Origin of the sequence: Phytoactinopolyspora alkaliphila (genome assembly GCF_010550695.1) — a bacterium.
GTDB lineage: Bacteria > Actinomycetota > Actinomycetes > Jiangellales > Jiangellaceae > Phytoactinopolyspora > Phytoactinopolyspora alkaliphila.
In genome coordinates this window covers 263,822-289,658 of sequence record NZ_JAAGOB010000006.1, presented here as the reverse complement: position 1 = coordinate 289,658, position 25,837 = coordinate 263,822, and the positions used below count along the sequence as shown (strand labels likewise).

Genomic DNA, 25,837 nt, shown 5'->3' with positions numbered 1-25,837 from the left:
GCCGAGACAAGGATGAAGACAGGAAGGATTGGGAGTGGTGGGCATGATGGTGCCGGGAACGGGCATTCATGGTTCTCCTCTCGAGAGGACCGGTGTCACCGCGAGCGCGGTGCGTCGAAGGGCGACTGCAGCGTGAGCCGATCGGTCAGATGGCAGGCGGCGAGATGTTCCGGGCCGACGGCGCCGAGAGCCGGCTCACTGCCGGGAACATCGCACGTGCCGGGCTCCGCATAACGGCATCGGCTATGGAACCGGCAGCCGGGTGGTGGGTCCGCCGGGTCCGGCAGGTCGTCCGCGATCCGGATCCGGCGGTCACCATCCCGCAGGCGCGGATCCGGTACGGGCACCGCGGAGAGAAGCGCCTCGGTGTAGGGATGACGGGGGCGGGCATACAGCTCGGCTGTTTGGGCCAGCTCCGCGATCCGGCCCAGATACATGACCGCCACCCGGTCGCAGATGCTCTCCACCACCGATAGGTCGTGGGAGATGAACAAATAGGTCAGGTCGAACTCGTCCTGCAGGTCCCACAGCAAATTGAGGATCTGGGCGCGTACCGAGACGTCCAGCGCGGACACCGGCTCGTCGGCGATCACCAGCCGCGGGTGCACAATCAGCGCGCGGGCGATATTCACCCGCTGCCGCTCCCCACCGGAGAAGGCGTGCGGGTAGCGGCGCATGTACTTCGGCGAGAGACCTACTCGCGTCAGCATCTCGGCTACCCGGTCCTCGAGCTCACCGCCCGCGGCGATTCCATGTGCCCGGAGCGGATCTCCGACAATCTGCAGCAGGGTCATCCGCGGATTGAGCGAGGAGAACGGATCCTGGAACACCACCCGGATATCGCGCTGGAAGGGCCGCAACTGACGTCTCCCGAGCGTCGCCAGATCCGTCGCGGCTCCATCCCGGCCGCGGTAGACGATCTGGCCGGACGTCGGCTCCAGGATGCGGGCGACGCTGCGGCCGAGGGTCGTCTTGCCACATCCGGACTCACCCACCAGGCCGAGGGTCTCGCCCTGCTGGATGGTGAAACTGACGCCGTCCACGGCGTGGACATGACCGACGGTACGCCCGAACAACCCTTTCTTCACCGGGAAGCGCATCGCCAGGTCCTGCACATCTAAGATCGGGTCGCCGGTGATCCTGCTCATCGGACACTCCTTTCCATGGCGTGGAGGACACAGCGGGCACTTCGCGCTGGCCCGAACACCACCTCCGGCGGTTCCTCCACGTCACACAATCCCGGGACGGCGTCACCACAGCGGGGATGAAACGGGCAGCCGGACGGGCGATCGGACGGGTGCGGGACATTGCCGCGGATGGTGGTGAGCCGCTGCCTCGTGCCGGCACCCATCCGTGGGATCGATCCCAGGAGCGCCTTCGTGTACGGATGCTTGGCGTCGTGGAAGATCTCGTCGACACCGCCTCTCTCCACCACGGTGCCGAGGTACATGACCACGACTTCGTCCGCGATCTCGGCCACCACGCCCAGATCGTGCGTGATGAAAAGCATCGACATGCCGGTCTCCGCTTGAATGTCGCGCAGCAGATCGATGATGCGTGCCTGGGTGGTGACGTCCAGAGCCGTGGTCGGCTCGTCGGCGATCAACAGGGCAGGATCGCAGGCCAACGCGATAGCGATCATAATCCGTTGGCACATCCCACCGGACAGCTGGAACGAATACGCTCCGAACCGCTGCTCCGGGCGGGGAATACCCACCCGGCGCAGCAGGTCGAGAGCCATCGACCGGGCTTCGTCCTTCGTCACCTCCTTGTGTAGCCGGATGGCCTCCATCAGCTGATCGCCGACCGTGTACATCGGGGACAACGACGCCATCGGCTCCTGGAAGACCATCGCGATCTCCCGTCCGCGGATCGAGCGAAGCTCGGGCCCGGTGGGACTCAACGCCGCGAGGTCAAGCGGTTCACGGTCCGTACGGTGCCAGCGGATCTCCCCGGCGACGATCTTGCCGGGGTGATCGATCAGGCCCAGCACCGAGCGAGCCGTGACGCTCTTGCCACAGCCCGATTCACCGACGACGCACACCGTCGTGGCGCGGGGTACGGTTAAGCTGGCGCCGTCCACAGCCTTCACCGTGCCCTCGCGGGTGGAGAAGTGCGTCCGGAGACCGGAGATCTCCAGCAGCGGGTCGCGCTCGTTCGGTGGCGGCATCGGATCAGCCCTCATTTCTTGTACGGATCGGCGGCGTCTCGCAACCCGTCGCCGGCGAAGTTCAAGGACAGGACGGCGACGATGACGGCCAGGCCGGGCAGCATCAGCCACGGCGCCGTGGCCAGCACCCGGACGTTCTGGGCCTCCTGCAGCAGGACCCCCCAGCTGACCACCGGCGCCTGCAATCCGAGGCCGAGGAAGCTCAATGCCGTTTCGGCCAGGATCATCGCCGGAATGGACAAGGTGACAGAAGCGATCAGGTGGCTGGTGAACGACGGCAGCATGTGCCCGAAGATCACTCTGGGCCGGGTGCACCCGTCGAGATGCGCGGAGGTGACAAAGTCCTCTCCGCGCAGTGAGAGGAATCGTCCGCGCACCACCCGGGCCAGGTCGGTCCAGCCGATCATCGCCAGGATCACCGTGATCGCGAAATAGCGCTGGACCGGCCCCCACGTCTGCGGCAGCGCGGCCGCCAGCCCGAGCCAGAGCGGAATGCTGGGGATGGACATGAAGAATTCGACGAGTCGCTGGATGACGAGGTCAGCCCGCCCACCGATGTAGCCGGAAATGCCGCCGAGCACCACGCCGAGGAAGAACGAGAAGGTGACGCCGACCAGTCCGATGGTCATCGAGACACGCGTGCCGTGGATGATCCGGGAAAGCAGGTCGCGCCCGTTCCGGTCAGCGCCGAGCAGGTAGAACGGATCCCCAGCCGTCTTCGGCCCGATCAGGTGGCGATCCCACGGAATCAGGCCGAAGAGGTCGTACTCCTCACCCTTGACGAAGAGTCCGATCTCGATCGTCCGCGATTCGTCGACGGTGTACGACGGCTCCAGCGAGTCCGGGTCCCGGTGCTGCTCATAGCCGTAGACATGGAGACCCAGATCCCAGCCGTCGCTGGTGTCGACCAGGTGAAGCCGCTGCGGCGGCGCATACGTGTACTCAGGATCGAAGGTGCCCGTACTCACCGGCGCGAGAAACTCGGCGAACAACGCCACCAGGTAGATCAGGAGCGTCACGAGCGCGCCGGCCATGGCCAGGCGGTGCTGCCGGAACTTCCACCACACCAGGCGCCACTGGGGGGCCGACTGCTTCCCCGTCCGTTCCGATCGCGTTGCGTTCGTCATCTGCGGGCCTCCTATCGGTAGCCCAGCCGGACCCGCGGATCGAGCCAGGCGAGCAGAACGTCGGACAACAGGGTTCCGATCACGGTCAGGACGCTGACAATCAGGATGATCGAGCCGGCCAGGTACATGTCCTGGCTGCGCAACGCGTTCAGCAGCAACGGCCCGGTGGTGGGCAGCGACAGGATGGATGCCACGATCACCTCACCCGAGATCAGCGCCGGCAGCACCCAGCCCACGGTGGAGATGAACGGGTTCATGGCCACCCGCACGGGATACTTCACCACCAGCCGCCGCTCGCCCATGCCTCGGGCCCTGGCAGCCACCACATAGGGCTTCTTCAGCTCGTCGAGCAGGTTCGCCCGCAACACCCGGATCAGGCCTGCCGTTCCCGCCGTGCCCAGGATCAGGACCGGCACCCACAGGTGACCCGCGAGGTCCAGCAGCTTACCGAGGTTCCACGGCGCGTCCCGGTACTCAGGTGAGAACAGCCCTGTCACGCTCATGCCGAATGCGCTGTGCATGAAGTACATCAGCCCAAGAGCGATCATGAAGTTGGGTATCGCCAGGCCCAGAAATCCCACCGTCGTGGCCACGTAGTCGGCCACGGAATACTGTCGCACGGCGGAGTACAGGCCGATCGGAAACGCGATCAGCCAGGTAACAAGCAATGTAGTCACGGACAGGACGATGGTCAGGGGCAACGCCTCGGCAATGAGATCGGTTACGGGCCGGTTCCACTGGAACGACTGCCCGAAGTCGGCCCGGAACATGATTCCGGATATCCACTTCCAGTACTGCCCGTGGAAGGGCTCGTCCAGCCCGTACCTCGCTTCCAGCGCCTGGAGCTCGTCGCGGCTTACCTGCTCCCCCTCGGCTTGAAGCTTCGCCACCAAGGTCGACAGATAGTCGCCCGGCGGCGCTTGGATGATGGCGAACGCGACCACCGATATCGCGAACAGGGTGGGGATCATGTAAAGGACGCGGCGGCCAATAAAGGTCAGCACGGCAGTGAACCTCCGTCGCAGCGGCCGCTAGGTCGATTCCGGGTCGATGAAGTACTGCTCTGGGTTCGTGGCCCCCGGGTACGGGAAGTTCGTGGCGAAGAACGTCTCACCGACCATGTTCCGGAACCGGTTGTGCACCACCCCGTAGCCGGGCAGCGCACTGCTGATACCGATCAGATAGAACTCGTCCCGAGCGATGGCCACCACTTCGCGCATCAACTCCACCCGTTCTCCGAGATCGGTCCGGGTCTTGAGCTCGTCGTACAGCTCCATCTGCCGCCGGGTGGGCTCCGGCGGCGTCTCGCCGCTCTCTCCCCCCGACGCGTACCACGCCGTCCACTGGGTGGCCCATCCCGCTGCGGTGAAGGTCGGCACGTAGTAGTAGGGGACCATCATGACGTCGACTCCGCCGTCGCCGTCCCAGACCATACCGTCGTTCTGATTATTGTCGCGCCGCTCGGCGAACAGGGTCTGGTCCACGGGGTTGATCCGCATGTCGACGCCGACCTCGCGCCAGTAGTTCACGACGAGCTCGAGACTGTCGATGAGCTCAGGCTTGCCTGCGCCGGTGCTTGCGTCGATCTGAAAGCGGATCGGATTTCCGTCTGGGCCCAAGCGGATCCCACTACTGTCACGATCGGTGTAACCGGCTTCGTCGAGGTGTTCGTTCGCCAGGTCGACGTCATACTCGGTGTACTGGGTGGCCATCTGCTCGTCGTAAAAGTCGCTGCCTTCACTTGGCGCGACCTGTCGTGGGACGCCCTGCCCGGCGTGCACTGTGGCGATGATCTCCTCGCGGTTGATCGCGTGTGACAGGCCGATCCGGAAGTCCTTGTTGTTGAAGATCTCCCGCTTGACCTCGTCGGCACAGGTCAGGTTAAGGATGATGGTCATGGTGTTGATCTTGTCCGACACCAGGCCGAAGAACCGGAAACCGGCCTCCTCTTGTTCCCTCGAGAGGACGGGCCGATTCTCCGTCGTGTTGACATGCCGATCCATCAAATCGATATCACCCTGCATCACCTGTAGGAGCAGGGATGCTTCGTCGTTGACGATGTCGAAGGCGACGCTATCCACGTAGGGCAGCTGCCGCCCGTCGGGATCGGTCTTCCAGTAGTACGGGTTGCGTTCGAACACCAGCCGCTGGCCGTCACCGAGCCCTGAGGTCGGTACCCACGCATGCAGCCGCGGAATGTCGGGCTGCTGCCAATAAGTGCCGCTGACATTCGTGGAGGAGGTGAGAAAGTCGATCCAGCCCGGAAAGCCGGCATCCTTGGCAGCGCCGTCCGCGTCGGCATTGAAGTCCTCGTGGAATCGCTCGAAGTAATGCTTCGGGATCCGGGTCAGGACGTTGCTCGGCTGCGAGGCGATGTCCTCGAGGAACAGCGCCTGAGGCCCAGCGAAGGTGAAGGCCACCGTTTGATCGTCGAGTCGTTCGAGTTCAGCTGGCACACCGCCGGACGTGAACGTGCGTGCCACATTGGGGGTCACTCGCTCGTCGAGGACGATGTTGTTGTAGGCGAACACGATGTCGTCGGCCGTGAACGGCTCGCCGTCCGACCACTTCATGCCGGCGCGGAGGTGCAACACATACCGGGTGGCGTCGTCGCTGACCTCGAAGCTCTCGGCAACATTGGGAACAAGCTCGTCCCAGTCGAGATTCCAGCGAACGAGGTTCTCGTAGGCCAGCGTGTAGTGGAGGCGGGTGGTCGACGAACCGATCAGCGCATTACGCCACTGACCTCCATAGACACCGGCTCGCTCCACTGGATGGATCACCATCGGGGCTGCCGGCAACCGCTGCTCGAGCGGTGGCAACTCGCCCTTCTCCACACGTTCGGACAGCTGAGGCGACTCCCGCGCGTCCTCGTCCAGCGAGCTGTCGCCCGCGTCGGTGCCAGGATCGGTGGAGAAGAATCCGCAGCCCGGTATTCCAGCGGCCACGGCCACTAGCCCACCGGCCGCCAGAAAACGGCGTCGATCAATAACGGAATCCATGTCAGACCACTCCTCGAAAGGTCGATGGTTCGGGTCGTCAGTAACCGCGAATGCTGGGCCAAGCCAGCTCTATGCCCGCGCTGGTCAAGCACTTTTGGTACTGCGCCAAGTGCCGCTCGTCGGCGCGCACCTGATGAGGCGTCACACGGTGTTCGAGGCAGTACGCCGCTAGCGTTCCTGCGGACTCGCCGATGTTCCACTCCGGCGGGTGGAGGCGGTAGCAGCCGTTGGTGATGTGGGTGGTACCGATGTTCTTCGCTGCAGGAAGCAGGTTCTTCATCCGCACCGGCAACAAAGCGCCCAGCGGGATCTGGAACGGTGCGCTGGCGACATCGATGTAATTGTCGCCGCCTGTGGACGGATGCAAGTCCAGCCGGTACATCCCGATACCGACCGAGTCGTGGTAGGTTTTGGCGCCTTTCTCGCCGCGTATTGCCAGCGAGACGTCCTGCTCGACGATTGTGTACTCGGCCTTGATCCGCCGCGACTCCCGGATGTACGGCGCCTTGGCCAAACCGTCGCGCGTTCCCACCACGTCCGGGCGCAAGCGCAGACCCGGCAGCCCGGTACCTCCGTCGGCACGTGGCATCTCGGTCTGCATCCAGTAGAGGAAGCTCAGACTCATCTGCCGCGCACCTTCCAGATGCCGCGCCGCCTCGTCGGCGTCGACCTCGAACACCGGACCTTCGACGTAGTCGATCATCGGCCAGTTGACCACCGAGATATCGCTGGTGAAGAAGCCCCCGGTGAAGTGCGGGTACGCCAGGACCCGCCGGAATGTCCAGAGATCATCGCGGTCGGCGACGCTACGCCGGCCGACCGGCAAACCGGCCAGGTCGTCGTCCGGGTTGGGGGTGACGATCCGGTGCCGTGTCTCCAGCGTGATCGGATGCGGAGCCGCCATGCCCAGCATGGGTCCCGGCCAGTACGGAGGCTGGTAGTCCCGCCAGAACGCGTATTCCTCCGGCTTGTCGATGGTGTGATCCTCACCGTCCACGTGGTCCACGGCGAAACACCAAGTGATGGCTTGCATATTCATCGGCTGACGTTCAGCCGGCGCGCTCGGCTCGCCGGTGTCGGCCTGCGACTCGAACCCGGTGACGTACTCGGTGTCAGTGAGCGGCAGCAGGTCCCCGGTCTCCGTGGCGTCGAGGACGTACGGTGCGGTCACCGTCAGCTCGTCACCCGTCTCGGTGTCAAGGAGACTCACACTGGTCACGCGGTCCGCATCCACGGTCACCGAGACCGGCAGATGATGGAACCGAACGTCGATCCGGCCCGCACTACGGTGCGGTGCTATCATCGCCTCCAGAACCGCCAGCGCCACCCGCGGTTCGGAGCTGATCGGGCTGACCCGCGCCGAACCGGGATTGAGGGCGCGCTGGTCGCGCGCCGCGGACGTCAAGGGATACCAGCGGCGGTAGTAGTCGCGGATGCCGTCGCGAAGTTCTCGATAGGACGCGGTACAGCCGAATTGTTCGATCCAGCGGTGCTCGTCGGGCGGCACCGCCTGCGCGGTAAGCTGCCCTCCCAGCCAATCCGTCGGTTCGCTCAGCAGTACCCGCGTACCCCGCCTTGCCGCCGCGATGGCGGCGGCCACGCCACCCAATCCGCCGCCGACGACGACGAGGTCCACCTGAAGCTCCCGATTCATCTGGCGGCCTCCGCGATCGTCGAGTGGTCTGGTTGAGTGCACGGCAGGAGAACCTGATCATCACGGGCGATGTCCGGCTCGGTCAGCATCTCCACGAGCAACCGGACCGCCGCACGGCCCATATCGTTGCGAGGTATGCCGAGCGCGCTCCATGACCGGCCGACTTCCGGGCCCCCCACGGTGCCTACGAGAACGGCAACCGAGACGTCGGAGGGGACGGCGAGCCCCCGGGCCCGGGCGAGTTCGGCGATCCGGTCCGCCTGCGCCTCCGCGCCGGCCAAGAACGCCGTCACACCGCCCGCCAATGTGACGTCGAACCACTCCGGCGTCAGGTCTTGGACCTTCATGAACACCGGCATCGGCGGGATCCCCATCGAGGCGCAGCCGGCGAGGTAACCGTCCTCCCGATCGATCTGGGCCTCCATCCGGTGTGACGTGCCAAGGTAAGCCACTCTCCGGTGCCCGAGTCCGGCCAGCGAGGCCACCAGAGCCTCCGTGCCGGATCGGTAGTCCGCACCGACCCAGGCGATTTCAGCCCCAGGCACGTCCCGACGGCCCACATGCACGAACGGATAGCCCTCGGCAGCCAGGCGAGCCAGATCCGACGGCTTGTGCGTGACACCGAGCAGCACACTTCCATCGGCGACGTTGAGCCGGTTGATGCCGTCTCGGTACAGCTGGCGCTTTCCGTCCGGATCTTCGGTCGAGGTGAAGAGGACAAGGTCATGGCCCTCGGCGACGGCTTGCTCCTCGACCCCGATCAGAAATTCGTGGTAGAAGTCCCGCGAACTGATCGGGAAGACTGATTCAAAGGTGTGCACGCCTATCAGTCGATTTCGCTTGCTCTTCAGACTGCGGGCCGCCGGGTTGGCGACATAGCCCAGTTCGCGTACCGCCTCTCTCACTCGTCGCTCGGTGTCGGCCGGTATGCGGTGTCCTTCCGCCCGACCGTTCACCACTGCCGAGACGGTGGCCTGGGAGACCCCCGCGAGCCGTGCAACATCCGATTGTGTCGGTGCCTGACGACGATGCTTGATCGGCAACGCACGCTCCTTGCTGTTTCGTATCAGCAACGTATTAGCTGGACTTATACGTCGTTTGCTGATTGGTTTCAGCGAAACTAACGGAGGCGCGACCGATCGTCAAGGGTTGGGTTGCAAGGCGTGCACCGCTGACACAAGAACCTTCACCCCCGACACCCCAAGATCGTCATGGGGAGGCTCCACTACCAACTGGTGGGGACCGGCATGCCTTCCGTGTAGCCCGCGGCTGTTTGCGCGCCTACTACCGCCCGCTCGTGGAAGGCCTCGAGGTTCTCCGCACCCGCATAAGTGCAGGCACTGCGAACTCCTGCCACAATGCCGTCGAGCAGGTCCTCGACGCTCGGCCGCTCCGCATCGAGATACATCCGAGCCCGCGAGATCCCCTCACCGAACAGACCCTTGCGGGCCCGCTGGAACGGAGTCTCCTCGGCGGTGCGCGCCTGCACGGCCCGGGCCGAGGCCATGCCGAAGCTCTCCTTGTAGAGCCGGCCGTAGCTGTCCCGTTGTGCGTCACCAGGCGACTCGTAGGTCCCGGCGAACCACGAGCCGATCATTACGTTCGACGCACCGGCGGCCAGGGCCAGCGCCACGTCCCGCGGATGCCGCACGCCGCCGTCGGCCCACACGTGCGTGCCCAGCTCCCGGGCCCGGGCCGCGCACTCGAGCACAGTGGAGAACTGCGGGCGGCCCACGCCGGTCATCATCCTCGTGGTGCACATCGCGCCCGGCCCGACACCCACCTTCACGATGTCGGCCCCGGCCTCGACCAGATCGGCGACACCTTCGGCCGTGGTCACGTTGCCCGCGACGACCGGCACCCGAGGTTCGAGCCTGCGCACCGCTCGCAGGGCGTCCAGCATGCGCTCCTGGTGCCCGTGCGCGGTGTCGATGACCAGGATGTCGACGCCGGCTTCCAGGAGGGCCTTGGCCTTTGTGGCGACGTCACCGCTGATGCCGATCGCGGCGCCCACCCGCAACCGACCGGAGGCGTCGACCGTCGGTATGTACAGGCTGGCGCGGAGTGCGCGCTGGCGGGTGAAGACGCCGACGATCCGGCTATCGCTGTCCACCACCGGGGCCAGCCGGTGCCCGCCACCGTGCAGGCGATTGAACGCCTCCTCCGCGCCGATGCCGTTCGGGAGCACCAGCAGGTCCGTCGACATGACGCTGCGCACCTGGGTGAACCGGTCCACGCCCTCACAGTCGGCCTCGGCCACCACGCCCACCGCACGACCGTCGTCGACGACGACGACCGCGCCGTGCGCCCGTTTCGGCAGCAGATTCAGCGCCTCTCCTACCGTTCCGGTCGGCTCCATTCGCAGTGGCGTGTCATAGACGACGTGGCGTTGCTTGACCCACTCGATGACGTCGACCACCACCTCGACGGGGATGTCCTGCGGGATGATGGCGAGGCCGCCGCAACGGCCGATGGTCTCCGCCATCCGCCGCCCGGACACCGCCGTCATATTGGACGCCACGATCGGCACAGTGGTGCCGCTGCCGTCGGAGGTGCGCAGATCGACGTCGAGACGCGACACGACGTCGGAGCGACGCGGCACCATGTAGACGTCGCTGTAGGTCAGGTCGTGCTCGGGCACACGATCATGCAGAAAACGCATCGATAACCCCCGGGGTCTCTGGCAGCACACCCAGCCTACGTTTCACTGTCGCGCGTCCGTTGCGATCATTGCCGAGTTACTCCCCTGATAGGGGTAGTTTCTCGGCAGCGATCCCCCGATTCGGCCGTCGGCGCACGCGTTTGGCCACTGGCACGGGCTGCGCCCGTCCGGCATGCTGCGGGTCCATGATCGACCTAGCCCGGGTTACCTCCATCTCCCGTCTCCAAGACGGTCTCATCACTCGCCAGCAAGCGCTGGCCAGCGGCATGTCCCCCAAGGCACTTCAACACCGGCTCCGCCAGGGCGGCCCATGGCGACGTGTCCTGCGTGGCGTCTACGCGACCTTCGACGGGCCGTTGGCCGACATCCACCTCCTGCGCTGGCCGCCGTGGATGTCCACTGTGCCGCAAAGGCGCCTCGCATGACGTCCGCGCGCTGCGCAATGTACGGGCACTCATGTGCGAGTCGGTGCAGCGCAACCTATGCACCGTGGCCGATCTCGTCGCGGAGCTGGCGGCCGCCGCTCGCAACCACACCGCGCTCGCCCGGCGCGTTCTCTCCGACCTGGAGGCGGGTTGCCGATCGGCGCCGGAGTGCGAGCTACGCGATCTCATCGCCACCAGCCGGACGGTTCCGCCGGCGCGTTGGAATCAACTACTGCCCGGCGCTCGGGGTATCTATCCCGACGCCTGCTGGCCGGAAGCCCGCCTCGTCGTCGAGGTGGACTCGCGAGCGTTCCACGGCTTCGGTGACGCACCAGAGCGCACGGAGCGCCGTCGGGCCAGATACGCATCGATGGGCTGGACCGTTCTACCGGTGGCGCTGCGCCGGATACGCACCGAACCCGAGCAGGTTCTCGCCGAGATCGAGGCTGCCTACAGGGCAGTGCTATCCCGGAGGGACTGAATCATTGCCGAGTTACTCCCCCTATAGGGGTAGTTTCTCGGCGATGATCGGGCCATGTCCGTCGCTGCGCACGGCGGTCAGTCGCCGCGCAACGGCACCTCGAGCGGCAGTATCCAGTCCGCGTTTCCCCACCCGACCAACGGCACCGACGAGAGATCCACCTCCGGGTCCACCAGCGGCGCCGGCTCCCGTCCATTGAGCGAGATCCACGTCTCCACCCGGACCTCCGCGCCGTTGTGCTCGTCGGAGAGATGATGGGCGAACCGGGCGAGCCGCTCCGGGTGGCCGTACATGCGGAACTCCTGCTCCCAGCTCAGATAGTCCGACGCGGGGACTTCCCACGTCCGGTCATCGGAGGTGAGATAGAAGGCGCCCGTGCCCTGCTTGTCCCGCAGCTTCATGTGCCATGCGAACCGGTGTCCCTCCTCGGTCCAGTTCGGGGAACCGGGAATCAGGTAGTGCCGCAGCGGCAGTACAACCTGCACAATTGTCCACACGGCGAGGAACACGGTCAGCGGCTGAGAGATCCGCGCCGGCCACGCGCCGGTCTGGTCGGCCCGTGTCACCGACGACGACGCCACAGGCGACGAGCCGGGCGAGCGCATCTGATTCCGGGCGAACGACCACGCCCGCTCCGGCCAGTCGGGCGCAAAGTAGATCGTGGTGGCGGCGATCATCAGCCACGGGAAGACGTACAGGCCGAAGAGGTAGGCATTGAGCAGGTGGAAGCACGTCGCCACCACGAACGCCGCCACCCTGGTCCGCCGGTGCAGGAGGAACCAGACGACGGTCAGGTCGAGCACCAGTGCCCCGTACGTCATGAACCACACGACCGGCTCGTGCTCGAACAGCGGGCCGATGAGACGCAGGTCGGTGCGCGCGTGCAGCCACATGCGCAGCGGCTCGCCCTGCAGCCAGTCGGCGTTGAGCTTGGCCACGCCACCGTAGAAGTAGACGATGCCGAACTGGAACCTGATCAGCCACACCACCCACACGGGCACGGTCGGCGAAGCGAGTACAGAGCGTCGCCGAGCGTCCAGGGCCCAGCGCCGGTTCAGCGGCATGAAGATCATGAAGAACGAGACCAGCGAGATCAGATACTCGTGATTCTGGAAGAACGTGGAGTCGATCAGGAAGACGTACGTGTGCAGAACGAAGAACCCGGCGATGGCCCAGCGGTACCAGAGGCCAAGAGCGACGAGCACGGCGAGGACGCCCTGGACCACGTAGACGACCTGCATGGCGGCGCCTGGCAGCGGCTGGGCGAAGGTGAACCACGCGTAGGAGAAGTGGAACGACGTCGCGACGTAATACTCGTCCACCAGGTACGGCAGATACAGCAGGACATTGACCAGCATCGCCACACCGAAGGCGATCCGGAAGAAGGCCGCGCTGGCCGAGTTCACGGGGCGTGCCGCTGCCTCGCGCCATCCCACCGATAGGCGTACCCCTGTCACCGCCACGGGGATAGATCCTAGTCAGGGCCGTTGCTCAAACGTCCCCGAGGGATCACCCCGCAGCGAGTCCCCGCTCATCCGACCATGATGCGTGGCCTTGCGCGTGTCGTCGAGAAGGTGGCAGACCGCGTAGCCGTCTCCCGCCGGTATCGCAGCGGGCTCGACGTCGTCGCACACCGGTCCGATACGCCGGTGGCAACGGGTGTGGAACGGGCAGCCGCCCGGTGGCTCCTCCGGCTTCGGTGGCTCGCCGGCCAGCACGATCCGCTCGCGGCGCTCCGCGAAGCGAACCGCCGGCGCTGCCGACTCCAACGCCTGAGTATAGGGATGCTGCGGCGCGGCGAACACCGCCTCGGTCTCGCCCTCTTCGACGATCCGCCCGAGGTACATGACGGCGACCCGCTCGCTGAAGAAGCGTACGACGCCCAGATCGTGGCTGATGAAAAGGAACGCCGTGCCGAGCTCTTCCTGGAAGCCTTTGAGCAGGTTCAGGATCTGGGCCTGGACGGAGATGTCCAAGGCGGAGACCGGCTCGTCAGCGACAATGAGCCGCGGACGTACCGCGATCGCGCGGGCGATGCCTACCCGCTGACATTGCCCGCCGGAAAGCTGGTGTGGATAGTGGTCGGCGAACCTCCGGGGCAGTCCCACCATGTCCAGTATTTCAGCGATCCGGTCCGCCGACGACGAAAGCCCGTGCGTCACCAGAGGCTCGGCGATGATCCGCCGGACCGGGAGTCGCGGATTCAGCGATGCCCGCGGGTCCTGGAAGATCATCTGAACATCCCGGCCCAAGACGCGGCGCCGCCGTGCGGACAGCCCCCCCGCGTCGGCGCCCATCAGCCGGATCGATCCGCTCGTGGGCTTGATGAGCCCGGCGACAATTCTGGCCAGTGTGGACTTCCCACTCCCGCTCTCGCCAACCAGCCCCACCGATGCGCCGGCGGGCACCTGAACGTGAACTCCGTCGAGTGCCCGGACGTAGCCGCGCCCGCCACGGATTCGGAACGTCCGCGTCAGGTGAGTGACGTCCAGGACCGGGGTCGATTCTGCCGGATTCATCAGGCGTCACCTGCCGGGCGGACGCCGGCCATGCCGCTCGGCGCGGGCAGCTCTTCAGCCCGCAAACACGCGGCACGCCCACGGCCAGGAACATCGCGGATCGGCGGGTCGGACTGCTCACAGGCGGATACCGCGAACCGGCACCGAGGCTCGAATCGGCAGCCGACGGGCATCGCGTCGATGCTGGGGACGCTTCCCGGAACCGTGGCCAGCCGACGGGATCCCGCGCCCATGGTGACCAGGCACTCCACCAGCGCACGAGTGTACGGGTGCGTTGGGCGGGACAGGACCTGCTCGACCGGGCCGGACTCGACCACCCTTCCCGCGTACATCACATAGACCCGTTCACAGAACTCGGCAACGAGGCCAAGATCGTGCGAGATGAACAACATCGCCATGTCCTGCTCCCGGACGAGGTCCCTGAGCAGCTCCATGATTTGAGCCTGAACCGTGGTGTCGAGCGCGGTGGTCGGCTCGTCGGCGATCAGAAGGCGTGGCTGACATCCCACCGCCATCGCGATGAGCACGCGCTGACGCATACCACCTGACAGTTCGAAGGGGTACGCACGCGCCACCCGGGCGGGCGCGGGTATGCCAACCCGGGCGAGCAGGTCCACGACGCGGCGGGCGCGGGCACGACGGTCAAGGTCAGTGTTGGCCCGCAGAACATCGGCCATCTGGCGGCCCACGGGCATCAATGGATTGAGGCAGGTGAGCGGATCTTGGAAGATCATCGCTATTTCCCTGCCCCGCAAGTTTCGCAAGGCCGCCGTGTCGGACAGGTCGAACGATCTGCCGCCGAAGGTCAGCCGCCCGCTCGCTGTCAGACCGGGAGCAAGCAGCCCGAGGGTCGAATATGCCGTGACAGTTTTCCCGCAGCCGCTCTCGCCGACTACCGCTACCGCTTCACCCGGCATGATCTCGATGTCCACCCCCGCCACTGCCTGTGCGCCTGGGGGATTCGGCACGGTCACCGAGATATCGTCCAGACTGAGCAACGCGGGCGTCATGAGTTCCTCCTCGGGTCGGTGGCCTCCCGGATCCCGTCGCCGGCCGTCAGCAGGGCGATCAGCAGGATCACGATGGTCAGCCCCGGAGCCACGGCGAGCATGGGCGATTGCAGGGTGTAGCCGGATCCTTCGGCGAGGAGATTGCCCAGCGATGCCGTCGGAAGCTGGACTCCCAGCCCGACGAAGCTCAGGCCCGCCTCGCCGACCACCGCGAAGGCGAAGACGAGCGTCAGTTGTACCAGCGTGGCGCCCACCACGTTGGGCACCACATGCCGGATGGCTATGCGCCATGGCGGCACACCGGTCACCCGGGCGCTCTCCACGTACTCTTCCTGACGGATCTGCAAGACCACGCTACGTACGATGCGCGCGAGGTAGGCCGAGTAGCCGGCGATCAGTGCGATGATGGTGCTGCGGATCCCCGCGCCGAGTGCGGCGATCAGTCCCAGTGCCAGCACCAGGGCGGGCAGCGCCAGACCGACATCGATCATTCTCGACACGACGACGTCCACCGCGCCACGGGCATAACCAGCGACCAAACCGAAGGGAATGCCGACGGCGGCAACGCCCAGTGTCGTCATCACGCCGATGAACAACGACGAACGCAACGCGAAGAGCAGCCGGCTGAACTGGTCGCGCCCAAAGTTGTCCGTACCCAGAAGATGCCCGGAGCCGGGCGGCTGCAACGTGTTGCGCAGGTCTTGGGTGTAAGGGTCGAACGGCGCGATCAGCGGCGCGGCGACGGCCGCCAGCACAAGCACGGCGAGGATCGTCCAGACGACTATCTGTGTCGGTGTGCCCACCAGGCGCCGAAGCCGGGAGCCTCGTCCCACTCTCCGCGGAGCGGGCGGTCCTCCAGCGGCTATCACCGCGGCATCGACGTCACGCACGAGACCTCCTGATTCGGGGGTCCACCACCGCATAGAGCAGGTCGGTCAGCAGATTGACCACCACGAACACCACCACGATGACGAAGATGCAGGCTTGAACAACCGGATAGTCCCGCGAGAGCACGCCTTGGACGACGAGCCGGCCCATGCCCGGCAACGCGAACGCGTTCTCGACCAGAAGCGCTCCCCCCATCAACGTGCCGACCTGAATCGCCATGATGGTCATGGTCGGCAAGAATGCGTTTCGCATGGCGTAACGGCTGAAGATGCGCCATTCGGAGACGCCGAACGCCCGGGAGGTGCGGATGTAATCCGATCCGAGCGTGTCGATCATGCCCGCCCGGTTGGTCTCGAACACGAGAGTGGCCAGGCCCGTTCCCAGTGCCAGCGCCGGCAGGAACATATGGGCGAGATGATCGGCCAGCTCCCGCCCGGCGGGAACGTATCCGAACGTCGGGAGCACGCCTTGGAAGGCGATGATCAATAGCAACGCGAGCCAGAAGCTCGGAACCGCGATACCGGTCGTGCCGACCAGCCGGGCAATCTTGTCAGCGGCCGCGCCCTGCCACCGTGCCGCCAGCAGGCTCGCGGGCAGGCCGATCACCACCGCGACGAGAAAGGCATAGAACGACAGCTGTGCCGTGACAACCAGGCGGTCTCCCAGCAGGTCGGACACCCGGTCGTTGAGGACCAGCGAGTTGCCGAAGTCGCCGCGCAACGCGGCAGTCACCCAATCCCAGTACTGGACCAGCAGTGGCTGGTCCAGACCGAGCTCCCGTCTCGTGCGCTCCACCTGCTCGGCGGTGACCGATCCACCAGGACCCGCGAGAATCCGTGCCGGGTCCCCTGGGATCAGGCGCATCACGATGAAGACCACAAACGTGGCTCCCATCGCCACCACGAAGGCCTGCGCCAGGCTCGATCCCAGCGCGCGGACCCACCCGGGCGGCCGCCACACCGGGCGACGCGAGCCAGCTCGCGCGGTGCCAGCGTCGTCGCGGCTCAACTGCTCAGCCAACACCCCTCCACCGGGTGAGTCCCGCCGGGATAGAAACGATAACCCTGCACCCTGGGGCTGGTGGCCGCGATTTCCGACGGCCAGACCGTGAAGGCAGCGTAGGCATTGTCCGCCACATACCTGGCGATGTCGTGGTACATCTCAGCCCGGATTCCCTCGTCACTCTCCGATCGGGCGTCGTCGAGCATCGTGTCCAGGTCTGGGTCGTCGATTCCGGAGACGTTCAGGTCACCGGTGCTGTGGACAAGCGGATAGAGCGCCTCATCCGGATCAACGGTGCGCGTGGTCTGCCCGCTGTTCGTCATCCAGAACTCCTTGGCGGTGTAGATCAGATCCGCCCAGGAACCGAAGTCCTGCTTCTCCAGGCCCACCTGGACGCCGATCTCACCGAGTTGCGCTTCGATCGCGTCGGCCTCTTTCGACCAGGGATCCTGGGTGAACGCATCGAATCGAATCCGTTCCGCGAAGTCGAAACCGGCGCTATCGAGAAACTGCCGAGCCTGGTCTGGGTCGTAGACCTGTGCGGCGATGTCCGAGAGGTCCTGATGCGCAGTTCCGATGGCCGGCGAGAACGGGCCGGATGCGGGGGTGGCGTATCCCCCGTAGACGCCGGCGGCGATGCCTTCCCGGTCGATCGCGGCAGAGAAGCCCCGGCGGACGTCGACATTGTCGAACGGTGCCCTTGCCTGATTGAAGGTGAGATAGTTGAAGGTGTTGCCGGTGTACTCATGCAGCACCGCGTCGGCGCGTCGCTGCACCTGGGACACCTGGTCGGGCACCACGCCGATGACGTCGAACTCGTCATTGAGAAAAGCCTGGATCTGAGTGCTGGTGCTCGGCACGATCTTGAACGTGATGGCATCGAGGTAGTTGGTCTCGGCCCAGTACTCGTCGAAGCGTTCCAGACGGATCTCGTCGCCGCTGCGGTACTCCACGAACTGGTAGGGTCCGGTGCCCACCGATGCCCGGAACGGGTCGGTGTCTGCCCACTGCTCGACCGCCGTCGGCGACATCATCATCACCCGCCCGCGCCGGAGTGACGCCACGAAGGTAGCCGTGGGTTTGGCCAGAATGAACTCGATCTGGTGTGGGCCCAGGACATTCACTTCTTCCAGGAACGGCGGCAGGTTCACCGCGGTTGAATCCGGAGCCATGCGCCGGTCGAAGTTGGCTTTGACCGCATCCGCATCGAACGGCGTGCCGTCCTGGAAGGTCACGTCTTTGCGTAGATCGAAGACGTACCGGGTCGGCGAGGCCTGTTCCCACGACTCGGCGAGTTGCGGCACGATCTTTCCGCCGTCCTCGACCTCGATCAGTCCGTTGTACGCGAGTGTCGACAATGCTGCGGTGCCGACCGAGCCCGCCGCCTGGGTACCCATGTCGAAGGCCGGGGCTATTGGTTCTTGAGTAAGCGGAATACGCAGCTCACCACCCCGTTGCGGATCTGCCTCCGCTCGCGGTGACGCGCCGGCGGAACCAGTTGGGCCGGCCTGACGGCCACATGCTGTGAGCCCGAAGACAGCGGCTGCGCCACCAATGAGGACGTTGCGCCTGGACAGTGCGACCTCGGCCATGATCCCTCCTCCTGAGAAGCTTGATTTCGATGGGTTATGTGTAATACCTTACACCTAACATGTCAACGTGCTCGCCGGGATTTGACACGATCCTGAGGAGCCGAAAACCAGATCACCGAGTGGGTATGGACACATGGCATCTCTCACTACCGGCGGGACACGCGGTCCACAGTTCGATGTCCTTCCACGCACGAAGCTGCGCGACGAGGCGACGCAGCAGATCAAGGCACAGATCGTCGCCGGCAAACTGGAGCCCGGTGTGCTCTATTCCGTCAGCACCATCGCTGAGCAGCTGCAGGTGTCCGCCACCCCCATCAGGGAAGCCGTTCTGGACCTCGCCAAGGACGGCCTGGTCGAGATGGTTCGCAACCGCGGATTCAGAGTGCGGGTGTTGACCGACAAGGATCTCGACGATCTGGTGGAGCTCAGGCTCGTCCTCGAGGTCCCGGCCATGGGAAAGCTCGCGACGATCCGGCCACGCCCGGATCTGTCGCAGCTTCGGCCGATGGCTAAGGCCATCATCAAGCACGCCGCCGACGGCGACATGGTCGCGTTCGTCGCCCGCGACCGTGACTTCCACCTCGGGCTTACCGCGCTACTCGGCAACCAGCGATACGTGGACATGGTCGCCATGCTGCGCGACCAGACCCGGCTGGTCGGGCTTTCCCAGCTGCGCGGTGCCGCGAAGCTCATCGACTCAGCTCGCGAACATGAGGAGCTCCTCGACCTGATCGAGGCCGGCGACGTCGCCGGCACTGAGGACCTGATGACGCGGCACCTCCGGCATGCACGAGGCCTGTGGGCCGGCCGACCCGAGCCCACGCACCATGTCTGAGCACCGTCCCCCGCACTTCGGACCGGGCGAGGTCACGCACCGGGTGCCGATGAGAGATGCGGTTCGATCCGTGCGGCGAGTTCTCGGCGCGGCTCAGCGCGGAAGCTTCGAGCAACCGCCGAGGCTCGTTCTCGACAATGGTCGTCTGCTGGTCATGGTCGCCACCCACCGCCAGTCCAAGGACTCGATGGTCAAGACCGTGAGCGTCCGGATCGGCGAGGGCCAGCCCACGGCCGCTTCCATTGAAGGCACTTTGCTCTGGATCAGCGGAGACCGGCGCCGTGGGACCTTCACCGCCGACGGGGCGTCCGTGACGGCATTGCGCACCGGCGCTGTCACCGGTGCGGCCACCGACATCCTTGCGGAGCCGGCCGCCAGCCGGCTGGCGGTGCTCGGTGCTGGCCGCCAGGCCGCGGCCCAGGTGGCAGCGGTCTGCACGGTCCGGCCGATCCAGCACGTGGCCATATGGAACCGGACCATAGAACGCGCCCGGACGTTCGCAGAGAGCCTGGCGGTCACCAGGCCGGATCTTGACATCACGATTCACAGCGACGCAGATGAAGCTGTCAGAACGGCGGACGTGGTCTGCTGCGCGACAGCATCCACCGAGCCGTTGTTCAGCACCGAGTCGGTGCGGACCGGCACGCACGTGAATGCCGTCGGCTCATATCGCGCCGGGATGGCCGAGCTGCCCACCGACCTGATCATGTCCGCCTCCGCCGTTGTCGTCGATGACCTGCACGGATGCATGGATGAGTCCGGCGAGATCATCAGCGCGCTCGACGCCGGGCTCGACGCTTCCGCCCTGATCCCGCTCGGCCGGCTCGACGATAACGCACGTCCCTCCGGCCGCTCCGGGCACAGCGTCTTCAAGTCTGTCGGCTGCGCGGTTCTGGATTGGGCCATCGCCTCCTTGATCGCTCGCGACCTGACTGCCACCCCTGACGATTCGGAGGTACCCGCGTGACGTCCGTAGCCTTCACCGGCCAAAGCGACGATCTGCACCGTTCAGCGGTGATTGTCGATGGCACCTGTCCGGGCTATCACTGGATGGAGAAGCTGGCGACATGGCGCACCGGCGGCACGACATGCTGCGTGGTCACGTTCGTCGCGTTCGAAAGCTGCCGGGAAGCGGTCTCTCTGCTCGGCCGGGCCCATCGTTTCATCCGCGAGAGGCCAGACGAATTGGTTCAGGTCACATCCGTGGAGCAGATCAGGCAAGCGAAACGGGACGGACGGCTGGCTGTGGTCTCCCAGTTTCAGGGCACGCATGCGCTGGAGTATGACGTGGACCTGGTCGAGGTGTTCTGGCGCCTGGGGGTACGGGTCATGCAGCTGACATACAATCAGCGCAGCCCAGTGGGTGACGGTTGCGAGGAGCCGGGAAACGCCGGACTGAGCAGCTTCGGACGAGCGGTAGTCGCCGAGATGAACCGCCTCGGCATCGTGGTCGATGTGTCTCACACCGGCGAACGGACCAGCATGGAGGCGGTCGCTGCCTCCGCCGCCCCGGTCGTCGCGTCACATTCGAATCCGGCCGCTGTCCACCCCTCGCCACGCAACATCTCCGATCAGCTGATCCGCGAGATCGCGGCCAGCGGGGGCCTGGTGGGCATCAACGGGTTCTCAGCGTTCCTCGGCACCGATCCCAAGGCCGACCTGGACACTTTCATCGATCACGTGGTCTACGTCGCCGAGCTGGCCGGTATCGAGCACGTGGCGCTCGGCCTGGATTACACCGTGCGTGACGCGCCACGCGAACTGTATGACCAGTACGTCCGGGACGGGATCTGGTCACCAGCCACCTATCCTCCACCGCCGTGGCACTTCCCGGACGGCCTCGACGACGCATCGGAGTTCCCGCAGCTGACCGCTCGCCTCCTTGAGCGCGGATTCAGCGCATCCGATGTCCTGCAGGTGCTCGGCGAGAACTGGCTGCGCGTCTTTGCCGAGGTCTGGGGCGACGAAGACACCCATCGAAAGGATCAGTGATGAGCGCACCGACCCAATCCGGCCTGAGCACACAGATCCGAGAGGTAGCCGAGCGGGCTGGCTGCTCGCTCGCGCTGCACGTGCGCAGCCTCGATGGCGACGACGCCGAGGTCGACATCGGCGCCGACACCCCGTCACTTGCGGCCTCCACCTACAAGGTGGCGGTCCTCCTCGAGCTCGCTTGTCAGGCAGCAGAAGGCCGGCTCGATCTCACCGGCCGGCTGCGCGTGACACCCGCACAGCACAGCGCCGGCATCTCCGGGATCTCGACCATGCTGGACGAGATCGAGATATCCATCCGGGACCTGGCGCTGCTGATGATCCAGGTCAGCGACAACACCGCCACCGACGTCCTCCAGCGGCTCGTCGGAACCGAGAACATCGCTCACCGGCTCCGGAATCTGGGCATCAAGCACACCGAGATCCGAACCGACTGCGCAGGGCTGATCGGGCGTGCGGTCGACGACCTCGGGGGCGACCCACACCTCCTGTCCCCCGAGGAGCTGGCTTCTGTCGTCCCCCGCAGCATCGAGTCTGGCTTCCGCACCGGGAACACCACCACCCCGCGCGACATGACCCGGCTTCTGCAGGCCATCTGGCTGAACCAGGCCGGACCGGCGGAGGCGTGTGCGGAGGTGCGCAGGATCATGTCATTGCAATTTGCACCGCACCGGATATCGACGTCTTATCGCGACGGGCCCGCCATCGCGGGGAAGACCGGCACCTTCTACGGCGGGATCCGAAACGAGGTAGGTGTGCTCGAATTCGGGCCCGAAGACCGCTACGCCGTCGCCGTGTACCTCCGTCAGCGCCACTACGACCTTCGCGACGGCACCGCCGACGCAGCGATCGGAACGGTCACCCGGATGGCGGTCGACCACTTGCGCACCCGGCAGCCCGCGCACGCCGCCCAGGACGAGCGGTGACCGGCGCCAGCGCCGACCTGGCGCGCATGTCCTGGCCCGAGGTCGAGACCGCACTCAAACAGGGACGTCGCACCGTGGTGTTCGCCTGCGGATCGATTGAGCAGCACGGCCCGCATCTGCCCTTGGTCACCGACACGCTTTTCGGCGATGTTCTGTCAGCGCGGGTCGCCGAGCGGATGCGGGGTGTACTGACCGGCCCGACGTTGCCGCTCGGCGTTTCGCCACACCACATGTCCTTCCCCGGCACCATCACGCTGTCCGCACCGACATTCACGAAGGTGGTGGCCGAATACATCGAGAGCCTCGCCTCCCATGGCTTCGAGAACGTGCTCGTGATCCCCAGCCACGGCGGCAACTTCGGCCCGCTTGGTGACCTGCTTCACCAGACCGGCGGACGGATCGGTACCGCACGGTTCATCCCCTACACGGGCCTGCAGGCGTTCATCAAAGCGATGACCGAGGTCGGTAACCGGGACGGAGTCAGTTCCGCGGTCAGCGGTTCCCACGCGGGCGAGGCAGAGACGTCGATCATGCTGGCGATGCGGCCCGACTTGGTTGACCTCGCAGCAGCAGTACCCGGCTACCTGGGCCATTTCGACGACGAGACAGCGGACCGGCTCTTCGAGGGTGGAACGGCTGCGCTCTCCGAAATGGGGGTGCTCGGCGACCCCAGACCAGCCGACGCAGAGCGTGGAGTGCGGTACCTGCGCAGTCTGACGGATCTGCTTGTCACACATTTCGAGACCGAGATCCAGCGCTGAGAAATCCGGACACCGGGAGTTGACGTGCGAAGCAGCTATCGCCATATCGTGATCGGAGCCGGCGCGCTCGGCACGGCCACCGCTTATCACCTGGCACGCCGGGGCGTTTCCGATGTCGTCGTTCTTGAGCAGTACCCCCTGGGTCACACGTTCGGTGCCTCGGAAGACCACTCCCGCATCATTCGGCATGCCTATCACTCGCCGGTCTACACCGCGCTGACACCGGCCGCGTACAAGGCGTGGGAGCACATCGAGGACGAGACCGGTGTGGACCTGGTGCATCGGACCGGTGGGCTTGACCTGGCCATCGCCGGCACACCCGGCGAAGCCGAGCTCGCCACCTATCGGCAGGCTCTGGACGCCAGAAGCATCCGGTACGAGATGGTCGACGTGGCCGAGATCCGGGCGAGATGGCCGCAGTGGCGCATCGGGGAGGACACCGTCGGCATGTACCAGGCCGACGGCGGTATCCTCGACATCGGCCGCGCCACCGCCGCCCAGATCGCGCTTGCACGAGCACACGGCGTCACGTTTCTTCCGGAGACGCCGGTGCTCGGGATCGCCTCACATACAGATCACGTCACGATCCAGACCAGTCAGGGCCCGTTTCGCGCTGACGGCGCGACTCTGTGCGTCGCATCCTGGACGCCCGGCTTCTGCTCCAATCTGGGCTTAGATTGGCGGCTCACGCTGAGCCAAGAGCAGGTGAGCTATTTTGCCACCCCGAATCTGAGAGATTTCGCTCCGGAGCGCTTCCCTATCTGGATCTGGCACGGCGACTCGTTCTTCTACGGCTTCCCCGTCTACGGCGAGGTGGGGGTGAAAGCCGCCAGGGATATGCGTGGACACCCCGTCACCCAGGAGACCCGCTCGTTCGTTCCGGACCCACAGGAGGCGGCGATCGTGGCCGAGTTCCTCGACCACCGGCTGCCGGGGGTTGTCGGGCCGGAGCTGACCAGCAAGACCTGCATCTATGACATGCCTCCGGATCGCGACTTCATTCTTGACTTCGTACCCGGGCATCCACGGCTCACGGTGGGCGTAGGAGCCGGACACGCAGCGAAGTTCGCGGCACTCATCGGCGAGATCCTGGCCGACCTGGCCACGATCGGGACTACGCAGCATCCAATTGATGCATTTCGGGCTGACCGCCCGGCACTCACCGATCCGGCCTTCGAGCCGACGTTCCGGCTGGGGTGAGCCGCAGCTCCAGCATCGCCGCGAAGCGTGCCTCTGGGTCGTCGAGGTCGAGGCCGGAGATTTCGCTGAGCCGCCGCAGCCGGTACCGGAAGGTGTTGGGGTGCACGTGCAGCTCGGCCGCGGCCTTCACGACGTCGCCGAACGCATCCAGCCAGGCCCGCAACGTCTCCACCATCTCGCCGCGATGCCGCGCGTCGTACGCGGCCAGCCGGGCGACCGGCCCGGTGGGCTCCTGGCGTTCCGCGGCCATCAGATCCCCCAGTTCCAGCAGCAGCGACGCGGTCCACACGTCCTCGGCGCGCGCCACCTGGGACTGGGTGCGGCCCTGCCGGAGCACGCGCAGCGCGCGCTCCGCGTCCGCACGTGAGCGTGGCAGCTCCGACGCGTCGGCGGCCGGCTGGCCGATGCCGACGACGACGCCGTGGTGGTCGCCGATGCGATCCAGGAACTCCCGGGCGACGGCGACGGCCCGGTCGTCGGCCGCGGTGCCACGATCGGCCAGCGGGATGACCCCGTACACGACGCCGCCCACGAGTGCGACGGCGGAGCGTGGATGCACCGCGGACATGTGCAGCGCGAAGGCGCCGTTCACTCGCTGCAGCTCCGCCTCCACGTGGGACGCGTCGCCGCCGTCGCGCACGGCCAGCGCGAGAACGCGGCTGGGGCCGCCGGCCACTCCGAGCCGTGCGGCCGCTTCCGCCGCCATCGGGCCGCCTTCCAGGAGGGTGGCGACGAGCTCGGCGCGCAGCCGGCGCTCGACGTCGGCCCCGGCGCGCTGACGCAGCATGTGCAGCGCGACGAGCTTCGCCGAGTCGATGAACGCCTGCTCCCGCTCGGGTGACAGGGGGCCGGTGACGGCTGCCCACATCGACCCGAGGATCTCGTCGCCCGCCCGCACGCGCACCGCCACCCGTGGCAGGTCGACGCCGGACATCCCGGTGACGAACACCGGGCGGTCCGACGCGTAGAGCTCGCGGAAGATGCCCCGCCGCTCGAGCTCTCGCATGTAGCGCTCGGGCACCTGCCGCCCGAGGACGGTCTCCTTGCGGGGCCCGTCCGCCTGGTCCTGATTGGCCGAGAAGGCCTGCACCCGTGAGCTGAGATCCTCGATCGTGACCGGGGCGTCGAGCAGCTCGGAAACCGCGCTGGCCAGCGCGAACAGGTCTCCAGCGGCGGCACCGGCCAGGGTCTCGCTGTCCGCTCCGCCGAGGTCGTCCACCCCGAGCAAGGACCGCAGCAGCGCCGCGACCTGCGCCCACGACGCGCCGCGCGTCAACCCGAACAGGACCACGCCGGTGTCCGCGACCGCGCGCCGCACTTCGGCCGACGTGTCGACCGGAACACGCACGACGAGTCCCGCGGCGCCCGCGGCGCCGATCTCACGCAGGAGACCGGCGACCTCGTCGGCGCCGGCCACGCCGACACCGAGCACCAGGGTCTTCTCCGGGAGCACCGGAGGATCCAGCGGGTCGTGGAACACCACGCCGCCCACCTCCGTCGCCGGGTCGACCCGGCCGGCCAGGAGCTCGAAGAGCGTGGAGCCTAGGTCGTCCATCACCCGGCTGAGGGTGGCTCGTGGGCGCTGCACCAT

23 protein-coding genes are annotated in these 25,837 nt (G+C 66.2%); 8 read left to right on the top strand and 15 right to left on the bottom strand.

The features are described 5' to 3' along the window. Window positions 1–95: 95 nt before the first annotated feature. The 8 genes from G1H11_RS13395 to G1H11_RS13360 form a co-directional block, all read right to left on the bottom strand. Window positions 96–1,148, bottom strand: coding sequence for an ABC transporter ATP-binding protein (locus G1H11_RS13395; protein ID WP_163819067.1), 1,053 nt, complete (start codon window positions 1,146–1,148; stop codon window positions 96–98). Further along, on the bottom strand, window positions 1,145–2,170 hold the full coding sequence (locus G1H11_RS13390) for an ABC transporter ATP-binding protein (protein ID WP_163819066.1): 1,026 nt from the start codon (window positions 2,168–2,170) through the stop codon (window positions 1,145–1,147). Before G1H11_RS13390 ends, G1H11_RS13395 begins: the two co-directional genes overlap by 4 nt. Window positions 2,171–2,181: 11 nt before the next feature. Further along, window positions 2,182–3,297 (bottom strand): ABC transporter permease, encoded by a 1,116-nt coding sequence (locus tag G1H11_RS13385; RefSeq protein WP_163819065.1) that lies wholly within the window; start codon window positions 3,295–3,297, stop codon window positions 2,182–2,184. A gap of 11 nt (window positions 3,298–3,308) precedes the next feature. After that, entirely contained in the window at window positions 3,309–4,301 is a 993-nt protein-coding gene (locus G1H11_RS13380; RefSeq protein ID WP_163819064.1) for an ABC transporter permease subunit, read from the bottom strand. A 27-nt stretch (window positions 4,302–4,328) separates the two neighbouring features. Then, the gene (locus G1H11_RS13375; RefSeq protein ID WP_163819063.1) at window positions 4,329–6,299 is read right to left on the bottom strand and encodes an ABC transporter substrate-binding protein; all 1,971 of its coding nucleotides are present in this window, start codon (window positions 6,297–6,299) and stop codon (window positions 4,329–4,331) included. A gap of 37 nt (window positions 6,300–6,336) precedes the next feature. After that, window positions 6,337–7,953, bottom strand: coding sequence for an FAD-dependent oxidoreductase (locus tag G1H11_RS13370; protein WP_163819062.1), 1,617 nt, complete (start codon window positions 7,951–7,953; stop codon window positions 6,337–6,339). Then, the gene (locus G1H11_RS13365) at window positions 7,950–8,996 is read right to left on the bottom strand and encodes a LacI family DNA-binding transcriptional regulator (RefSeq protein ID WP_163819061.1); all 1,047 of its coding nucleotides are present in this window, start codon (window positions 8,994–8,996) and stop codon (window positions 7,950–7,952) included. Before G1H11_RS13365 ends, G1H11_RS13370 begins: the two co-directional genes overlap by 4 nt. 182 nt (window positions 8,997–9,178) lie before the next feature. After that, window positions 9,179–10,615, bottom strand: coding sequence for a GuaB1 family IMP dehydrogenase-related protein (locus tag G1H11_RS13360; RefSeq protein WP_163819060.1), 1,437 nt, complete (start codon window positions 10,613–10,615; stop codon window positions 9,179–9,181). Between the two features lie 185 nt (window positions 10,616–10,800). Here G1H11_RS13360 and G1H11_RS13355 point away from each other — a divergent pair, with 185 nt between their 5' ends. Then, window positions 10,801–11,040 carry a type IV toxin-antitoxin system AbiEi family antitoxin domain-containing protein gene (locus G1H11_RS13355; RefSeq protein WP_163819059.1) on the top strand — a complete coding sequence of 80 codons (240 nt, stop codon included), beginning with the start codon at window positions 10,801–10,803 and terminating at the stop codon, window positions 11,038–11,040. 64 nt (window positions 11,041–11,104) lie between these two features. Next, window positions 11,105–11,521 carry a DUF559 domain-containing protein gene (locus G1H11_RS13350; RefSeq protein WP_163819058.1) on the top strand — a complete coding sequence of 139 codons (417 nt, stop codon included), beginning with the start codon at window positions 11,105–11,107 and terminating at the stop codon, window positions 11,519–11,521. A 77-nt stretch (window positions 11,522–11,598) separates the two neighbouring features. Here G1H11_RS13350 and G1H11_RS13345 read toward each other — a convergent pair whose 3' ends face one another. Genes G1H11_RS13345 through G1H11_RS13320 form a run of 6 tightly spaced genes read right to left on the bottom strand, consistent with a single transcriptional unit; the run spans window position 11,599 to window position 18,532 of the window. Further along, the gene (locus tag G1H11_RS13345; protein ID WP_163819057.1) at window positions 11,599–12,984 is read right to left on the bottom strand and encodes an HTTM domain-containing protein; all 1,386 of its coding nucleotides are present in this window, start codon (window positions 12,982–12,984) and stop codon (window positions 11,599–11,601) included. Window positions 12,985–12,999: 15 nt separating this feature from the next. After that, complete coding sequence (locus G1H11_RS13340; protein ID WP_163819056.1) at window positions 13,000–14,040, bottom strand: ABC transporter ATP-binding protein; 1,041 nt, start codon at window positions 14,038–14,040, stop codon at window positions 13,000–13,002. Further along, window positions 14,040–15,050, bottom strand: a complete 1,011-nt coding sequence (locus G1H11_RS13335; protein WP_163819055.1) for an ABC transporter ATP-binding protein — start codon at window positions 15,048–15,050, stop codon at window positions 14,040–14,042. Before G1H11_RS13335 ends, G1H11_RS13340 begins: the two co-directional genes overlap by 1 nt. Further along, window positions 15,047–15,940, bottom strand: a complete 894-nt coding sequence (locus G1H11_RS13330) for an ABC transporter permease subunit (protein WP_163819054.1) — start codon at window positions 15,938–15,940, stop codon at window positions 15,047–15,049. The genes G1H11_RS13335 and G1H11_RS13330 overlap by 4 nt, the downstream gene beginning before the upstream one ends. Next, on the bottom strand, window positions 15,933–16,958 hold the full coding sequence (locus tag G1H11_RS13325; RefSeq protein ID WP_163819053.1) for an ABC transporter permease: 1,026 nt from the start codon (window positions 16,956–16,958) through the stop codon (window positions 15,933–15,935). Before G1H11_RS13325 ends, G1H11_RS13330 begins: the two co-directional genes overlap by 8 nt. After that, window positions 16,943–18,532: an ABC transporter substrate-binding protein gene (locus G1H11_RS13320; RefSeq protein ID WP_163819052.1), complete on the bottom strand. Its 1,590-nt coding sequence runs from the start codon at window positions 18,530–18,532 to the stop codon at window positions 16,943–16,945. Before G1H11_RS13320 ends, G1H11_RS13325 begins: the two co-directional genes overlap by 16 nt. 133 nt (window positions 18,533–18,665) lie before the next feature. Here G1H11_RS13320 and G1H11_RS13315 point away from each other — a divergent pair, with 133 nt between their 5' ends. Genes G1H11_RS13315 through solA form a run of 6 tightly spaced genes read left to right on the top strand, consistent with a single transcriptional unit; the run spans window position 18,666 to window position 24,246 of the window. Next, window positions 18,666–19,367, top strand: coding sequence for a GntR family transcriptional regulator (locus tag G1H11_RS13315; RefSeq protein WP_163819051.1), 702 nt, complete (start codon window positions 18,666–18,668; stop codon window positions 19,365–19,367). Continuing rightward, complete coding sequence (locus tag G1H11_RS13310; RefSeq protein ID WP_163819050.1) at window positions 19,360–20,334, top strand: ornithine cyclodeaminase family protein; 975 nt, start codon at window positions 19,360–19,362, stop codon at window positions 20,332–20,334. The genes G1H11_RS13315 and G1H11_RS13310 overlap by 8 nt, the downstream gene beginning before the upstream one ends. Continuing rightward, entirely contained in the window at window positions 20,331–21,359 is a 1,029-nt protein-coding gene (locus G1H11_RS13305; protein WP_163819049.1) for a membrane dipeptidase, read from the top strand. The genes G1H11_RS13310 and G1H11_RS13305 overlap by 4 nt, the downstream gene beginning before the upstream one ends. Continuing rightward, entirely contained in the window at window positions 21,359–22,285 is a 927-nt protein-coding gene (locus tag G1H11_RS13300; RefSeq protein ID WP_163819048.1) for a serine hydrolase, read from the top strand. Before G1H11_RS13305 ends, G1H11_RS13300 begins: the two co-directional genes overlap by 1 nt. Continuing rightward, entirely contained in the window at window positions 22,282–23,046 is a 765-nt protein-coding gene (locus G1H11_RS13295) for a creatininase family protein (RefSeq protein WP_216843736.1), read from the top strand. The genes G1H11_RS13300 and G1H11_RS13295 overlap by 4 nt, the downstream gene beginning before the upstream one ends. Before the next feature lie 24 nt (window positions 23,047–23,070). Then, window positions 23,071–24,246, top strand: a complete 1,176-nt coding sequence (gene solA, locus G1H11_RS13290) for an N-methyl-L-tryptophan oxidase (RefSeq protein ID WP_163819047.1) — start codon at window positions 23,071–23,073, stop codon at window positions 24,244–24,246. Here solA and G1H11_RS13285 read toward each other — a convergent pair. Beyond that, window positions 24,206–25,837, bottom strand: a complete 1,632-nt coding sequence (locus G1H11_RS13285) for a PucR family transcriptional regulator (protein ID WP_163819046.1) — start codon at window positions 25,835–25,837, stop codon at window positions 24,206–24,208. The two genes, solA and G1H11_RS13285, sit on opposite strands and share 41 nt — an antisense overlap.

Coding starts and splice junctions, on each gene's coding strand:
- G1H11_RS13395 (WP_163819067.1), bottom strand. CDS start 1,148: ATGAGCAGGATCACCGGCGACCCGATCTTAGATGTGCAGGACCTGGCG.
- G1H11_RS13390 (WP_163819066.1), bottom strand. CDS start 2,170: ATGCCGCCACCGAACGAGCGCGACCCGCTGCTGGAGATCTCCGGTCTC.
- G1H11_RS13385 (WP_163819065.1), bottom strand. CDS start 3,297: ATGACGAACGCAACGCGATCGGAACGGACGGGGAAGCAGTCGGCCCCC.
- G1H11_RS13375 (WP_163819063.1), bottom strand. CDS start 6,299: ATGGATTCCGTTATTGATCGACGCCGTTTTCTGGCGGCCGGTGGGCTA.
- G1H11_RS13370 (WP_163819062.1), bottom strand. CDS start 7,953: ATGAATCGGGAGCTTCAGGTGGACCTCGTCGTCGTCGGCGGCGGATTG.
- G1H11_RS13360 (WP_163819060.1), bottom strand. CDS start 10,615: ATGCGTTTTCTGCATGATCGTGTGCCCGAGCACGACCTGACCTACAGC.
- G1H11_RS13355 (WP_163819059.1), top strand. CDS start 10,801: ATGATCGACCTAGCCCGGGTTACCTCCATCTCCCGTCTCCAAGACGGT.
- G1H11_RS13340 (WP_163819056.1), bottom strand. CDS start 14,040: ATGAATCCGGCAGAATCGACCCCGGTCCTGGACGTCACTCACCTGACG.
- G1H11_RS13335 (WP_163819055.1), bottom strand. CDS start 15,050: ATGACGCCCGCGTTGCTCAGTCTGGACGATATCTCGGTGACCGTGCCG.
- G1H11_RS13320 (WP_163819052.1), bottom strand. CDS start 18,532: ATGGCCGAGGTCGCACTGTCCAGGCGCAACGTCCTCATTGGTGGCGCA.
- G1H11_RS13315 (WP_163819051.1), top strand. CDS start 18,666: ATGGCATCTCTCACTACCGGCGGGACACGCGGTCCACAGTTCGATGTC.
- G1H11_RS13310 (WP_163819050.1), top strand. CDS start 19,360: ATGTCTGAGCACCGTCCCCCGCACTTCGGACCGGGCGAGGTCACGCAC.
- G1H11_RS13300 (WP_163819048.1), top strand. CDS start 21,359: ATGAGCGCACCGACCCAATCCGGCCTGAGCACACAGATCCGAGAGGTA.
- G1H11_RS13285 (WP_163819046.1), bottom strand. CDS start 25,837: ATGGTGCAGCGCCCACGAGCCACCCTCAGCCGGGTGATGGACGACCTA.